At 37.4% G+C, this 15,086-nt stretch carries 10 protein-coding genes; 8 read left to right on the top strand and 2 right to left on the bottom strand.

What is annotated here, in order from left to right; all coding sequences use genetic code 11:
- Positions 1-65 precede the first annotated feature (65 nt).
- From BCR21_RS16290 to BCR21_RS16315, 6 genes are read left to right on the top strand one after another with little or no spacing between them, the layout of a single operon-like run.
- Positions 66-902 (top strand): ABC transporter permease, encoded by an 837-nt coding sequence (locus BCR21_RS16290; protein WP_069647522.1) that lies wholly within the window; start codon positions 66-68, stop codon positions 900-902.
- The gene (locus BCR21_RS16295) at positions 895-1,674 is read left to right on the top strand and encodes an ABC transporter permease (RefSeq protein WP_069647523.1); all 780 of its coding nucleotides are present in this window, start codon (positions 895-897) and stop codon (positions 1,672-1,674) included. Before BCR21_RS16290 ends, BCR21_RS16295 begins: the two co-directional genes overlap by 8 nt.
- Positions 1,675-1,731: 57 nt before the next feature.
- On the top strand, positions 1,732-2,772 hold the full coding sequence (locus tag BCR21_RS16300) for an ABC transporter ATP-binding protein (RefSeq protein ID WP_069647524.1): 1,041 nt from the start codon (positions 1,732-1,734) through the stop codon (positions 2,770-2,772).
- 27 nt (positions 2,773-2,799) lie between these two features.
- Entirely contained in the window at positions 2,800-3,864 is a 1,065-nt protein-coding gene (locus tag BCR21_RS16305) for an ABC transporter substrate-binding protein (protein ID WP_069647525.1), read from the top strand.
- Positions 3,865-3,885: 21 nt separating this feature from the next.
- On the top strand, positions 3,886-5,625 hold the full coding sequence (locus BCR21_RS16310; RefSeq protein ID WP_069647526.1) for an adenine deaminase C-terminal domain-containing protein: 1,740 nt from the start codon (positions 3,886-3,888) through the stop codon (positions 5,623-5,625).
- Positions 5,609-6,928: an amidohydrolase gene (locus tag BCR21_RS16315; RefSeq protein ID WP_069647527.1), complete on the top strand. Its 1,320-nt coding sequence runs from the start codon at positions 5,609-5,611 to the stop codon at positions 6,926-6,928. Before BCR21_RS16310 ends, BCR21_RS16315 begins: the two co-directional genes overlap by 17 nt.
- 103 nt (positions 6,929-7,031) lie before the next feature.
- Here BCR21_RS16315 and BCR21_RS16320 read toward each other — a convergent pair whose 3' ends face one another.
- Together BCR21_RS16320 and BCR21_RS16325 are read right to left on the bottom strand one after the other, a co-directional pair.
- Positions 7,032-10,499, bottom strand: coding sequence for a DUF1542 domain-containing protein (locus BCR21_RS16320; protein ID WP_069647528.1), 3,468 nt, complete (start codon positions 10,497-10,499; stop codon positions 7,032-7,034).
- A gap of 487 nt (positions 10,500-10,986) precedes the next feature.
- Positions 10,987-12,090, bottom strand: a complete 1,104-nt coding sequence (locus BCR21_RS16325) for an NAD(P)/FAD-dependent oxidoreductase (protein WP_069647529.1) — start codon at positions 12,088-12,090, stop codon at positions 10,987-10,989.
- 225 nt (positions 12,091-12,315) lie between these two features.
- Between BCR21_RS16325 and BCR21_RS16330 the strand changes: the two genes are divergently transcribed.
- Positions 12,316-13,962, top strand: coding sequence for a peptide ABC transporter substrate-binding protein (locus BCR21_RS16330; protein WP_069647530.1), 1,647 nt, complete (start codon positions 12,316-12,318; stop codon positions 13,960-13,962).
- Between the two features lie 28 nt (positions 13,963-13,990).
- On the top strand, positions 13,991-15,052 hold the full coding sequence (locus BCR21_RS16335; protein WP_069647531.1) for a C45 family autoproteolytic acyltransferase/hydrolase: 1,062 nt from the start codon (positions 13,991-13,993) through the stop codon (positions 15,050-15,052).
- Positions 15,053-15,086 lie beyond the last annotated feature (34 nt).

Here is a 15,086-nt window from a genome sequence, read left to right on the forward strand (position 1 = left end):
ATATTGAAATTGGTTTGTAAAATGAGTATACTGAATCAGTGGAAAAACGAACGAGGAGTGTATAAATGAACAAGAATGTTCCGTATTTTATTGTAGCACCTGGAATGATTTTATTACTATTTTTCTTAATGATTCCTTTGGCTACAAGTATTTTACCAACTATTTTTTCAGACCAAGGGGTGACGTTGAGTAACTACCTTGATTTTTTTAAAGACGAATATAATCTATCGATCTTTTGGCGCACGATCAGAGTTTCGCTGATTGTTACGTTTATTTCAATTTTACTGGGGATTCCAACCGCTTATTACATCGCGGGAGTCAGTAAAAAATGGCGTGGAATTTTAATGGCGATGACCTTGTTTCCGCTATTGACTAATTCAGTTATTCGCAGTTTTGCTTGGATCAACATTTTAGGAAAAACAGGCGTGGTCAATTCGTTGTTGTTGAAAACAGGTTTGATCGCTCAGCCCCTGAATTTACTTTATACAGAATTTGCTATTATTATTGGCTCTGTTTATCTTTTTTTACCAACGATGATCATGACGCTTGTAGGCGTTATGGAAAATATTGAAGGGGAAATGTTGGAAGCAGCCGAAACGTTGGGTGCAAGTCCATTCACGGCTTTTCGGAAAGTTGTATTGCCGCTTTCGATTCCTGGAACGATTGTTGGGAGTATCTTAGTTTTTACTGGGACACTGACAGCCTACACCACACCGCAATTGTTAGGCGGCAATCAGAAAATGATGATGTCGACCTTTTTATATCAAAAAGCTAATACATTAGGAGATTGGAAAGCAGCAAGTGTTTTAGCCTTGATTATGATCGTTGTAACGTTGATCGTTATGAAGGGACTTGATGTAGTCGCTAAAAAAGTTGATAGGAGAGAAGCAAACAATGCGTAAACAAAAAGGGATGACGCTGATTGCGATCCTAGTATTTTTATTTTTATTCTTACCACTTTGCTTGATTGTTGTTACATCCTTTGGAACAGCTGCAGCAATTCAATTTCCAATCAAAGGATTTACTTTAGATTGGTATGCAAAAGCTTTGCAATCAGATACGTTTATGAGCAGTTTTAAATTGAGTTTGATCATCGGTGTACTAGCGACTGTTTTAGCCTTAATTGTTGGGATTCCAGCTTCTTACGCTTTGGCACGCTATTCAGTTAAAGGAAGAAACTTTATTAAAAGCTTCTTTTTATCACCAACTGTGATTCCTGGAATTGTCGTGGGGTATACATTATTTCAATATATTGTCATCAAATTAGGTTTGCCAATTTTTCAAGGCTTATTGATTGGTCACTTTTTGATTAGTTTGCCGTATATTATTCGAGTGGTCGGTTCAAGCATGGAGCAGTTGGACTATTCGATGGAAGAAGTTGCCTGGACCTTGGGGTGTACAAAAACGCGTGCATTTGTTCAAATCGTTTTACCGAACGTTTCTTCAGGTATATTTGCGGCTTTTATGTTGGCTTTTGTAAATTCATTTAATAATGTTCCTGTGTCGATGTTTTTATCTGGCCCAGGAGTTACGATGTTGCCGACTTCTTTACTTAGTTATATGGAATACAACTATGATCCAACTGTTTCAGCCATTTCAGTAATGCTGATGTTACTGACAATGGGCTTGATGTTTTTGATCGAAAAAACATTAGGATTAGCTTCGATTGCGTAACTAATAGAAAGAGCAATCGTAAATTTCGGACTTAATAGGTAGAAAGAGGAGAAAATTTTGACTTTTGTTGATTTAAAAGAGATACGTGTCAGCTATGATGGCAAACAAGATATATTAAAAGATTTAAGCATTTCAATGGAAAAAGGGGAATTGGTTTCACTTCTTGGCCCAAGTGGTTGCGGAAAAACAACAACGCTCCGAGTGATCGCGGGATTGATCAAACCAAACGACGGTTCTTTTAAGCTGGATGAAGATGATTTGACGAAAGTACCTGTGCATAAACGAAATTTTGGTATGGTATTTCAAAGTTATGCTTTATTTCCACATTTGACGATCGCTGAGAATGTTGCATTTGGGTTGAAATTAAGAAAAGAATCGAAAGCAAGTACAAAAGAAAAAGTGGAGAAAATGTTAGAAGTTTGCGGTTTAGAAAATCTTGGGGATCGTTATCCTAAGCAACTCTCAGGCGGACAAAGGCAACGTGTCGCTTTAGCGCGTGCCTTGATCATTGAACCGAAACTATTATTATTAGATGAACCTTTAAGTAATTTAGATGCAAAATTAAGAGTAGCAATGCGAATCGAAATCAAACGGATCCAACAACAATTAGGGATCACAACCGTATTTGTGACCCACGACCAAGAAGAATGTTTTTCTATTTCAGATAAGGTAGCAATCATGAATAACGGCGTGATCGAGCAATATGATTCACCAGAGATGATCTATCGTTTGCCAAGAACAAAATTTGTAGCACAATTTATCGGATTTGAAAATTTCTTTGCTGTGACGAAAAATGCTGAAGGGCAATATAAAAGTGAAAATGGTCAACTGTTCACTACGACGAATCCACAACCAACGGCAACTGAGACAGTTGCAACGATTCGCCCAGAAGACATTGAAATTGTGGCCGCAACAACGCAAAATTCAATCGAAGGAACAGTTCTGGTTAGAACCTTTTTAGGGAAAAGTTATCAATATGAAGTAACAACGCCGCTTGGAAAACTATTAGTCAATGGAACGAGTGAACAGATTTATGAAACAGGAGACAAAATCGACTTGGTATTTCCAGCAGATAAACTAGTTGTTTTAGAAAAATAAACGATAAGATGAAGGGGAGTAAATAAAATGAAAAAGAAACTAATGATCAGTGTTTTAGCAACAGCAACTTTGGTAATGGCAGCTTGTGGGAATAGCGAGGCAAACACGAAAGAAGAGAGCAAAAGTGGCAGTAAAGCACTTGTTGTTTCTACCTTTGGTTTAAGTGAAGATCTTGTAAAAAAAGATATTATTGCCCCTTTTGAAAAAGCAAATGATGCAAAGGTTACCCTAGAAGTAGGAAATAGTGCAGACCGTTACACAAAATTATTGAATAATCCTAATGCTGGAATCGACGTGATCGAATTAGCGCAAGCCAATGCAACACAGGGCGAAAAAGAAGGTCTTTTTGAAAACATAACAGAAAAAGAAGTACCGAATATCAAAGATTTAACTGCTGGCGCAAAGGAAGTCTACGAAAGTGGAGCAGGTATCCCGATCGCAGTTAATAGCATAGGTATTGTTTATAACAAAGAAAAAGTCGGCAAAGAAATCACCAGCTGGGACGATCTATGGTCATCTGACCTTAAAGGGAAAATTTCTGTACCAGATATTTCAACAACGGCTGGACCGTTGATGTTATACATTGCGAGTGATCACGCAGGGGTAGATATCACGACCGATAAAGGCAAAGCAGCGTTTGACGCAATGAAAGAGTTAAAACCAAATGTTGTGAAGACTTATTCAAAATCATCAGACCTTGCCAACATGTTCCAATCAGGTGAAATTGAAGTAGCAGTCGTTGCTGATTTTGCTGTAGACATCATTCAAGGTGCTTCTAAAGAGGCAACATACGTTGTTCCTGAAAGTGGTACCTATGCAAATTTCAATACAATAAATGTACCTAAAAGTTCTAAGAATAAAGAATTAGCATATACATTTGTCAATGAGAGAATTAGCGAAGCGTCACAAAAAGCAAAAGCCATTTCACTAAACGAAGGCCCGACAAATAGTAAAGTAACACTTGACGAAAAACAAGCAGAAAATAAAACCTACGGTAAAGTAGCAGATCGAGCAAAAACAGTTGATTTTTCATTCATTAATGACAACTTATCCAATTGGGTCGACCAATGGAATCGTACAATGAACCAATAAACAACAAGAAAGGCGATAAGTATGAACGTAGATATGATCATTCAAGATGTTTGGGTTTTCCAAACAGCAACACAATCCTTTATCAAAAAAAATGTCTCTATTAAAGATGGAAAATTTTACTATATCAGTACTACAGAGATGAGTAACTTAACGCCTGAAACAATCATCAAAGCCGAGAATCAGTATATGATTCCCGGCTTGATTGATGCCCATATGCATATTGAAAGTTCAATGACGACACCGACGATTTTTTCAAAAGCAGTATTGCGTTATGGTGTAACAACGGTCGTGGCAGATGCACATGAAATGGCAAATGTCTTTGGTTTAGAAGGCTTAGAGGAATTTATGAAAGCAGAAACTGAGTTGGATATTTTTCATGCGATTCCTTCTTCGGTCCCTTCGACTACACCAGAATTAGAAACAACTGGCGGTATCATTGGACTTGCCGAAGTGGCAGAATTATTGAAAAATCCTAAGATTGTTTGTCTAGGTGAAGCGATGAATTTTAAAGGAATTGCCTACGAACCAGAGTCCTTGATCCGACAAATTATCGATTTATGCAAAAAAGAACGGCCGACGATGCCTTTAGAAGGGCATTGTCCAAAGATTTACGAGGAAGAGTTGGCAGCTTTTTTATTTAGCGGAATCACCTCAGATCATACGCATCAGTTTCCAGAATCGTTAAAAGAAAAAATCGAGGCAGGCGTTTTTATCCAATTCCAAAATAAATCGATCACGCCTGAAAATATGCACGTTATTATAGAAAATGAGTTTTATGAGTATGCTAGCATCATCACCGATGACGTGATGGCGGATGATTTGCTCCATGGGCATTTGAACGAGAACTTGAAAAAGGCAGTAAAAGCAGGTTTGCCGATCGAAAAAGCCATTTATATGACAACTTACACACCCGCAAGACGGATGGGCTTCTATGATCGTGGGGAAATTGCGCCAGGTCGTACGGCTGATTTCATTTTATTAAATGATTTGGAAGAGTTTACGTTTGATGCTGTTTATAAATCAGGCAAAAAAGTTTATGAACAAGGAGCAAAAATCGAATATCCTACTGTGATTGAGTCATTTCCAGCTGAGTACAAAAAATCTGTCCACTGCAAACCACTTACAGTTTCTGATTTAGTGATCAAAGTAGCAACTGACAAAGAAACTGTTCGCTGTAACGTGATCCAAAAACAAGAAATAGGAACATTCACCGAGCGGATCACGAAAGAAATTCCAGTGAAAGATGGGATTTTACAATGGCAAGAAGCGGACTGCGCTTTATTGCTCGTGATGGAAAGATACGGTAAAAATGGTAACATCTCGATATCATTGATGGATAAACCAATCAGTGAAAAAGGTGCAATTGCTACAACTTGGGCGCATGATCATCACAATGTAATGGTTATGGGCAATTCGTTAGAAGATATTGTACTGGCGCAAAATGAATTAATCGCGATCCAAGGTGGTTACATTGTTGTTTCAAATGGAGAAATTACAGGGAAATGTCCGTTGCCAATAGGCGGAATCCTCTCACAAGCGCCAATTGAAGAGCTAGGTGGAGACTTACAAAAAGTCCGTGCAAGTATGCAAGCGTTAGGTTACAAAAACATGAATGAAATCATGTCTTTTTCTACATTATCTCTGCCTGTTTCACCGGCTATCAAGGTGACGGATATGGGGATGATGAATACGAAAACACAAGAATTTTACCCATTGATTTTTCCAGAAGATGGAGTGTTGTTGAATGAAGACTCTTATTAAAAATGTTCATATCCTTTCAATGGATGATTATTTTTCAGAAGTTAAAGATGGATTTGTAATGATCGAAGATGATTTAATTACAAAAATTGGGCATGTTTCTGAACTTGTTTCAGCAACTATTCAGGCTGATAAAATAATCGATGGAAAAAACGGATTACTGATTCCTGGTCTGATCAATACGCATACACATGCTGGGATGATCCCATTTCGTTCTTTAGGAGATGATGTACCAGATCGACTGCGACGCTTTTTATTTCCTTTAGAGCAACATATGACAAAAGAATTAGTAAGAGCAAGCAGTAATTATGCGATTGCTGAAATGTTATTGAGTGGTGTGACGACGTTTTGCGATATGTATTATTTTGAAGACGAGGTCGCAAAAAGTTGTAAGGAAATGGGAATCAGAGCTCTTGTGGGTGAAACGATTATTGATATGCCAACTTGTGACAGTCCAAAACCATCTGGCGGCTATGAGTATTGCGAAGCCTTTTTAGAAAAATGGCAGAACGATCCATTAGTAACACCGATCATTGCGCCACATGCACCCAATACAAATAATTTGGAAATACTGGAGAAAATCGTGGCACTTAGCGAAAAATACAATGTACCGATTACGATGCATGTATCTGAAATGGCCTATGAAATTGAAGAGTTTCAAGAAAAATACAATCAAACACCAATAGAATTTTTACAAACATTAGGGTACTTTAAACGCGATTTTATTTTAGCTCATTGCATTTTAACAACCGAAAACGATTTAGATATCCTTGCGGCCTCAAATGGAAAGGCTCGTGTAGCTCATTGTATCGGTGCGAATACAAAATCAGCAAAAGGGGTCGCGCCTGTCAAACAAATGCTTGAAAAAAATATCGTTGTAGGCCTAGGAACAGATGGGCCAAGCAGCGGCAATACCTTAGACTTGTTTAGCCAAATGCGTCTATTTGCTAATATGCATAAAATGCATAATCAGGATCGCGCGCTTTTTCCTGCAAAAGAAATTGTCCGTCTAGCAACAATTGGCGGCGCAGAAACATTAGGTTTAGCAAATCAAGTAGGGTCGATCGAAATCGGAAAAAAAGCAGATTTAACCTTGATCGAAACCGAGTCAGTAAATATGTTTCCCATTTTTGATCCATATTCAGCCATTGTCTATTCAGCTAATGCCGGTAATGTAGATTCAGTTTGGGTAAATGGTCGCCAACTAGTTAGTAGGAAAAAAATGGTCGGACAAGAGTTGAAAAAAATTAAAGAATCGTTATATAGTGAGATGGAGAATTTTGTTGTACAAGCAAAAAAATTATAAAAAAATAAGATTCCAATCCCCAAATTATGGATTGGAATCTTATTATATACTCTTTCTAAATTTAGAGGAGGCTTTTTTTCGTATAGAATAGTCGTTTTACAAACTATTGATTCTTAACACGTCTCTTAATTAGTACATAGATACTAACAAACAAAGTGAGTAAGCCTGATATAAATAGTGATTGAGAGTTTTTATTTCCTGTATTAGGTAATTTAGTTGCTGCATTTTTACTGTTGATGGTTGCTTTTTCTCTAGTTATTAAAGAAGAAGTGCTTTCTTTAGTTTGTTCATCGTTCTTATCAACGGTTGCAGTTGCTGGATTTTTTTGATCTTTAATGAATGTTCCTTTTTTGTATTGTGAACCAATAGTGTCTAGGCGTTCTGTTTTAATTTTATTTAGGGAATCCAGATCAGTTGCCCCATCAATCGCATTTTTCGCTTTAGTAGCTTCTTGATCAACAGCCGCTTTTTGCGCCGTTTTTTCAGCAGCAGTCAAAGAATTATCGGCATCGATTGCATCTTTTGTTTCTTGAGCTTTTTTATCAATCGCATCTTTTGCAGCAGATTTTTGATCTTCAAGAGAAGTTCCAGGTTTGTGTTGAGCACCAATAGAATCTAGACCCTCTTTTTCAATTTGTTTCAAAGAATTCAGATCAGTTGTCCCCGTAAGGGCATCTTTTGCTTTAGTAGCTTCTTGATCAACAGCATTCTTTTGCGCCGTTTTTTCAGCAGCAGTCAAAGAGCTATCGGCATCAATCGCATCTTTTGTTTCTTTTGCTTTGTTGTCAATGGCATCTTTCGCTGTCGTTTTTTGATCTTCAAGGGAAGTTCCAGGTTTGTGCTGAGCACCAATAGAATCTAGACCCTCTTTTTCGATTTGTTTCAAAGAATCAGTATCTTTGGCGTCATTGATTGCATCTTTCGCTTTAGTAGCTTCTTGGTCAACAGCATTTTTTTGCGCCGTTTTTTCAGCAGCAGTCAAAGAGCTATCGGCATCAATCGCATCTTTTGTTTCTTGAGCTTTTGTATCAATCACATCTTTGACCGTCGTTTTTTGATCTTCAAGAGAAGTTCCAGGTTTGTGCTGAGCACCAATAGAATCTAGACCCTCTTTTTCGATTTGCTTCAAAGAATCAGTATCTTTGGTATCGGTGATCGCATCTTTCGCTTTGGTAGCTTCTTGGTCAACAGCATTTTTTTGCGCTGTTTTTTCAGCAGAAGTCAAAGAGTTATCGGCATCAATTGCATCTTTTGTTTCTTGAGCTTTTGTATCAATCACATCTTTGGCCGTCGTTTTTTGATCTTCAAGAGAAGTTCCAGGTTTGTGCTGAGCACCAATAGAATCTAGACCTTCTTTTTCGATTTGCTTCAAAGAATCTGCATCTTTGGCATCGTTGATCGCATCTTTCGCTTTAGTAGCTTCTTGATCCACGGCATTTTTTTGTGCCGTTTTTTCAGCAGAAGTCAAAGAGTTATCGGCATCAATCGCGTCTTTTGTTTCTTGAGCTTTTGTATCAAGTGCATCTTTCGCTGTCGTTTTTTGATCTTCAAGAGAAGTTCCGGGTTTATGTTGAGCGCCAATAGAATCTAGACCGTCTTTTTCAATTTGCTTCAAAGAATCCGTATCTTTTGCATTGTTGATCGTATCTTTCGCTTTGGTAGCTTCTTGATCCACGGCATTTTTTTGCGCTGTTTTTTCAGCAGAAGTCAAAGAGTTATCGGCATCGATCGCATCTTTTGTTTCTTGAGCTTTTGTATCAAGTGCATCTTTCGCTGTCGTTTTTTGATCTTCAAGAGAAGTTCCAGGTTTATGTTGAGCGCCAATAGAATCTAGACCGTCTTTTTCAATTTGCTTCAAAGAATCCGTATTTTTGGCATCGTTGATCGCGTCTTTTGCTTTAGTAGCTTCTTGATCAACAGCATTTTTTTGCGCCGTTTTTTCAGCAGCAGTCAAAGAGTTATCGGCATCGATCGCATCTTTTGTTTCTTGAGCTTTTGTATCAAGTACATCTTTCGCTGTCGTTTTTTGATCTTCAAGAGAAGTTCCAGGTTTGTGCTGAGCACCAATAGAATCTAGACCTTCTGTTTCAATTTGTTTCAAAGAATCCGTATCTTTGGCATCGTTGATCGCATCTTTTGCCTTAGTAGCTTCTTGATCCACGGCATTTTTTTGCGCCGTTTTTTCAGCAGAAGTCAAAGAGTTATCAGCATCAATCGCATCTTTTGTTTCTTTTGCTTTGTTGTCAATGGCATCTTTTGCCGTCGTTTTTTGATCTTCAAGAGAAGTTCCGGGTTTGTGCTGAGCACCAATAGTTTCTAAGCTTTCTGTTTCGATTTGCTTCAAAGAATCCAGATCAGTTGCCCCGTTAATTGCATCTTTTGCCTTAGTAGCTTCTTGATCAACAGCATTTTTTTGCGCTGTTTTTTCAGCAGAAGTCAAAGAGTTATCGGCGTCAATTGCGTCTTTTGTTTCTTGAGCTTTTGTATCAATGGCATCTTTGGCAGTCGTTTTTTGATCTTCAAGAGAAGTTCCAGGTTTGTGCTGAGCGCCAATAGTTTCTAAGCTTTCTGTTTCGATTTGCTTCAAAGAATCCAGATCGGTTGCTCCGTTAATTGCATCTTTTGCTTTAGTAGCTTCTTGATCAACAGCATCTTTTTGCATCGCTTTTTCAGCAGAAGTCAAAGAGCTATCGGTGTCAATTGCGTCTTTTGTTTCTTGAGCTTTTTTATTGATTGCATCAATCGCTTCACTCTTGAATGAAGGCAAATCATTTTGATTTATTTCTGCTCGTGAAGGTAGTGCAATATAAGGACCAGTAGAATAGTAAAGTTTTCCTTCACCTGTTGTACCAATCCCGCCACGGAAAAATAGCTTCACACTCATGTTGTGACCAGCTGTTTCAAAAGAACGATCACTCAGCCAACGCCCAAGTTGTGTACTTTTTGAAAACTTAACTACAAAATCATTAGGAGAATCACCTGCAGAAACAGAATATGTAGACTCATAATTTATGATTGTATCTTCTTCAACTAAAGAATTGTCATATAACAATCCGATCTTGTATATCTTATTAGGGGTGAAAACACCTGCTGCTCCAGGATTGATTGTGATTACCATAGAATAATAATCTGGATCATCAGCTAAGGGAACAGAATCTAATAAAATTGAAGATACTTTAGCATAGGCCGATTCTGTAGGATTAGAGTCATCTACTACATCACGTGGATAAGGGTCAGTTTCTGTTAACAACCTAATTGCTGTACTATTAGAACTATGTTCATCATTATCAGTATTGGAATTATGCAAATCGGTGGTAGTATCAGTAGTGTGTGTGGCAGTTTCGGTATTGGAACTAAATGAATCTGTGTCGACAGTAGAATTAAGTGGACCAGTGTCCATAGTAGTAGGTGAATCAGCGTCAGCAACTGAACTTGAATCATTCGAACTAGTTTCGCTACTTGAATCAACCTCTAAGTTGTTTTGAATAGGCTCATCTGCAAGTGCAATGTTTGGACTAAATTGTAGTGCAAGGCTACATAGTAGCATAATAGGTAAAATTTTTGGTTTCATAGACATCTCCTTAAATATTCGTAGTTGTGAACTTGTTGCAAATTTATATTAGCATGGATTTTATTAAACGAATAAAAGTTTTTGTTTTTTTGTTATATTTTAACTATTCCTTAAAAGAAAAAAGATATTTATATTATATTAGAATAATATTTCAAATATAATACGATTGTTATTAAATAGTAACCTTAAATTATCAGATAACTCATACGATGCTTGATGAACCATTATAGGCATTAATAATCAAAAATAATCATTAATGTTGATTTAATAGGGTGAATCGAGTGTTTTTATAATGTTGAATTTGAAAACCGTCTAATTCATTCTGAATATTTAATGTAGATAGACATCTAACCTATTTGTGAATTTGTTATCTAATGTTCAAGTGTTAAAAAAATTTGAAATTAAAAAGGTTGTATAAAACGATTATCGCTTTATACAACCTGTGTTATTTTATTTTTCAGGAAATATCAATTTAGTTTGAACTTTTTTATTTAGATAAGTAAGTTTCGATCGGCTTTTGATAATTGTCCCAATCGTTGTTGTCCTCATTGAAATACTCAGCTAAAAGAAAGCCAATATATGGACCAGTTGTCAAGCCGGAAGAACCTAATCCGCTAGCGACAACTGCAGTAGGCTCATTCGGCAAATAATTGAAGAAAGGAGCGAAATCGGATGTATAGGCGCGTGTCCCTACACGAAAAGTAGCTGAATACTTTTCAAAAAAAGCTGATTCAGATAGAAAAGGGACTGATTTTTGCTTGAGCAAAGAAAAAGCATCTTGTGTCGGAGTTAAATCAAAGCCGCCATCATTTTCATGTGTTGCACCAATTAAAATTTTCCCATTCTCAAAAGGAATCAAATCACTTTCTCCATCTAACATTGCAACAGGCCAACTCCCACTCGCTTTAAAGGGTGTTTCAAAAGCCAATAATTGTCCCTTTTGAGCTCTAATATCGGTTGTATAACCAAGAGATTCTAATAATGAAGGTAAGCCAGGTCCAGCGCATATCGCTACTGCGTCAAAATATTCTATTTCATCAAGTGTTTGAATGAGCCATGTATCATTTATTCGGTCAAGCTGAACTGAACCAGTTTTTAGTGAGATGCTTTTTTTAGCTGCACGTGTTCTTAAGGTTTCTAAGTAACTAGCACCGTCTAATTTTCCGCCACCTGTGATAAATAAGGCGGGTGTCGCTTTTAATAAAGGTAGTTTTTCTGTGACTTGCTCCGCAGTCAATAATTGTATCTCTCCAATTTCAGGAGCGGACTGTTTTCGTTCTTCTGCAAGTTGCATAAGAGGAGCAAGTTCACCATCTTTTCGAAGGATTAGAGTACCAGTTTGTTGATAAACATTATTTGGTAGAGAAAAGTCCTGTACTAATTTAGGGTAAAATGCGGCGCCATCTTTTGCTAGTTGGTACCATTTTTTGTTGCGGCGTTTTGAAAGCCACGGTGAGATGATGCCGGCGCTAGCTTTAGTGGCTTGCCCAACAGGATTATCATAAACTGTTACACTATATTTTGTTAAATCAATGTAGTTGGCTAAGGTCAAACCGATAATCCCGCCACCTATGATCGCTAATTTTTTCATGAGTAACTCCTTTTAGATCCTTATAAAATCAAGTAATTCATTTTCACATAAGTTTGTAGAGGATGCAAGAAATTTTGAAGACTAAGGGGCTAGAGATTATTTTCGGAAAAATAAAATTTGGTAAAAGAATAACATGATTTTAATGAGAAAACGCTTATTTTTTATGGTATGATAATGAGTGTTATATTTTTGAAAATAAATGTCGATCATGTAGGAGGTTACTAAATGAGAAATACAAGATTAGGGTATTTACTAGCTGCAGCAAGCTGTATTATTTTGCTTGGAGGATGTGGTTCTGGTAAAGAAAAGACTGACGAAACGAGTGAAAAATCAGCAAACAACGGACAAACATTTTCAGTTGTTGCAAAACAAGAAATTCCATCGATCGATGCATCTGTCACAAATGATGTTGTTGGTTGGGGTGTTCTGAAAAATACGGGTGAAGGGTTATTCCGTGCAGATAAAGCAGGAAAATTAGTTCCAGCAGGTGCGGCAGAAATGCCAAAAGTCAGTGAAGATGGTTTGACTTATACGTTTAAATTACGCGAAGATGCGGTTTGGTCAAATGGTGATCCTGTTATTGCAAAAGATTATGTGTATGGTTGGCAACGGACTGTTGAACCAAAAACTGCATCAGAAGTGGCTTACCTATTTGAATCAATCAAAAATTATCAGGCAATCATGGACGGAAAAACACCGGCAGAGGAATTAGGTATAAAAGCATTGAGCGATCATGAATTAGAAGTGACGCTTGAATCACCTGTACCATATATGGAATCTTTATTGTCTTTACCACCGTTTTTCCCACAAAATGAAAAAATCATCAACAAAAGTGGTGAAAAATATGCCAGCTCAAGTGAGCATATGGTTTACAATGGACCGTTCGTATTAAGTGATTTTGAAGGGGCAGGAACAGATACAAAATGGGCATATGTAAAAAATGAGAAGTATTGGGATCAAGCCAATGTTACGATGGAGAAAATCAATTTTGATGTCGTAAAAGAAGATGCGACAGCTTTAAATCTATTTCAAGATGGTCAAACAGATGACATTGTTGTGACGGGGGAACTAGCTCAGCAAATGGTAGATGATCCAGCCTTTTTCTCACAAGATATGTCAAATGCGACCTATGTGGAATATAATCAAACAAAAAAAGAATTCCAAAATGAGAATCTTAGAAAAGCCATTTCTTACGCATTAGATCGTCAAACTTTAGTAGACCAAGTTTTAGGAGACGGGTCGATCGCAGCAACTGGCTTAGTGCCGAAAAACATGTCATTTAACCCTGAAACAGAAGCTGATTTTGTGAAAGATTCTGGTAATCATTTGAAGTATGATCCAGAAAAAGCCAAAGAATATTGGACTAAAGCAAAAACAGAACTAGGAATCGACACTTTAAAAATCAATTTGCTTTCGTCAGATGCCGATTCTGCCAAAAAAGTGGTAGAATACATGCAAGGTGCAATTCAGGGAACCTTGAAAGGTGTGACAGTCGATGTTTCGTCAGTACCACTTTCTGTTCGTTTGGAACGTGGCAATAAAGGCGATTTTGATATGATTTTAGTGGGCTGGGGTGCAGAATACAACGATCCTAGTGTATTCCTAGAATTATTTGCATCAGATAATATCAATAATAGTGGTAAATATACCAACAAAGAATTTGATAAATATTTGAAAGCTTCTGCTACAACGAATGCAGGTGATCCAAAAGCTCGTTGGAATGATTTGATTGAAGCGGAAAGTGTTTTAATGGATACGATGGGTGTTTGCCCGGTTTATCAAAAAGCTGAAGCGCATTTGCGTAATCCAAAAGTCAAAGGTATATTGCCATCTGGTCCGGAATATGATTATAAATGGACATCCATTGAATAGTAACTGAACGTAGAAAAGGTGGGATTAGATGATTCATCGTTATATAGAAGTAACAGGCTCAGCATTTGAACGTGGGGTCAAAATTGGCGAAGTATTAAAAATGCAGATCGAAACAAACTTATCCAGTCAAAAATTATTTTATAAAGATCCAACTGAGATCATTGCCAAATGGTTGGAAAAAGCACAGACATATCTTGAGTTTACAGAAAAATTTGCACCTGATGTAGTCGCTGAAATGCGGGGCGTTGCGAAAGGGAGCGGGCTGGATTTTCAAGAGATCTTGTATTTGTATACTGTTTATGAACGATCATTTTTTGACGAATTGATCAGTGATAAATGTACCTCATTTGCAGCGAAAGGAAATGCTACTTTTGACGGGTCCGTGATATGTGGTCAAACCAATGATGAACGCCTTGATGAATATCGTTCTGAGGTCGATTGTGTTGTACATCATCGTGATAGTGAATCTGATTTTGAATCTTTGATTTATAGTCATCCAGGCATTCCAGCTTATATGGGAATGAATAATTATGGTTTAGCCGTGATGTGGACGTATATCGATAACGGTCAGCGCAAAGAGGGCGTCCCGACAGCTGGAATTATTAGAGAGCTGATTAATAAGAAAAGCTTAAAAGAAGCACGGGATTACCTGTATAGCGTCCCTCATGCTGTGCCGAATCAATTCAGCTTATCTCATGCTACTGAAGGAATCGCAAGCTTTGAGTGTTTTCCAAATAAGATTTATGAACACGAGCAGGCAGATGTAATGATTCATGCAAATCATAATAGTATTGCGTTAGAAGAGCCAGAAGAAGGCGGCTCTAAAACATCCCATTCTCGTTTTGAAGCGATGGAAGCAATCGTTAATGAAAATTACGGTATTATCGATGCGGAGCTTGGAAAACAGTTTTTAGCCAACCACCGTAATTTTCCGAAAAGTGTCTGTAATCATCCTTCACCAGAACATCCATTATCAAAATCATTAGCTTCGATGATCTTTGATTTAGGCAAAGGTGAGATGCATTTAGCGTTTGGGAATGCTTGTGAACAGCCGTTTCATACGTATCGATTCAAGCAATGGTTTGGATAATCAAAAAACAATCAATGTCTAAAATAAAGACATT

It is taken from the genome of Enterococcus ureasiticus (assembly GCF_001730285.1).
In the GTDB taxonomy this organism is placed as follows: domain Bacteria; phylum Bacillota; class Bacilli; order Lactobacillales; family Enterococcaceae; genus Enterococcus_L; species Enterococcus_L ureasiticus.

What these genes read in the sequence shown, in the direction of transcription:
- BCR21_RS16290 (WP_069647522.1), top strand. Translation starts at nt 66, where the DNA reads ATGAACAAGAATGTTCCGTATTTTATTGTAGCACCTGGAATGATTTTA.
- BCR21_RS16295 (WP_069647523.1), top strand. Translation starts at nt 895, where the DNA reads ATGCGTAAACAAAAAGGGATGACGCTGATTGCGATCCTAGTATTTTTA.
- BCR21_RS16305 (WP_069647525.1), top strand. Translation starts at nt 2,800, where the DNA reads ATGAAAAAGAAACTAATGATCAGTGTTTTAGCAACAGCAACTTTGGTA.
- BCR21_RS16310 (WP_069647526.1), top strand. Translation starts at nt 3,886, where the DNA reads ATGAACGTAGATATGATCATTCAAGATGTTTGGGTTTTCCAAACAGCA.
- BCR21_RS16315 (WP_069647527.1), top strand. Translation starts at nt 5,609, where the DNA reads ATGAAGACTCTTATTAAAAATGTTCATATCCTTTCAATGGATGATTAT.
- BCR21_RS16320 (WP_069647528.1), bottom strand. Translation starts at nt 10,499, where the DNA reads ATGAAACCAAAAATTTTACCTATTATGCTACTATGTAGCCTTGCACTA.
- BCR21_RS16325 (WP_069647529.1), bottom strand. Translation starts at nt 12,090, where the DNA reads ATGAAAAAATTAGCGATCATAGGTGGCGGGATTATCGGTTTGACCTTA.
- BCR21_RS16330 (WP_069647530.1), top strand. Translation starts at nt 12,316, where the DNA reads ATGAGAAATACAAGATTAGGGTATTTACTAGCTGCAGCAAGCTGTATT.
- BCR21_RS16335 (WP_069647531.1), top strand. Translation starts at nt 13,991, where the DNA reads ATGATTCATCGTTATATAGAAGTAACAGGCTCAGCATTTGAACGTGGG.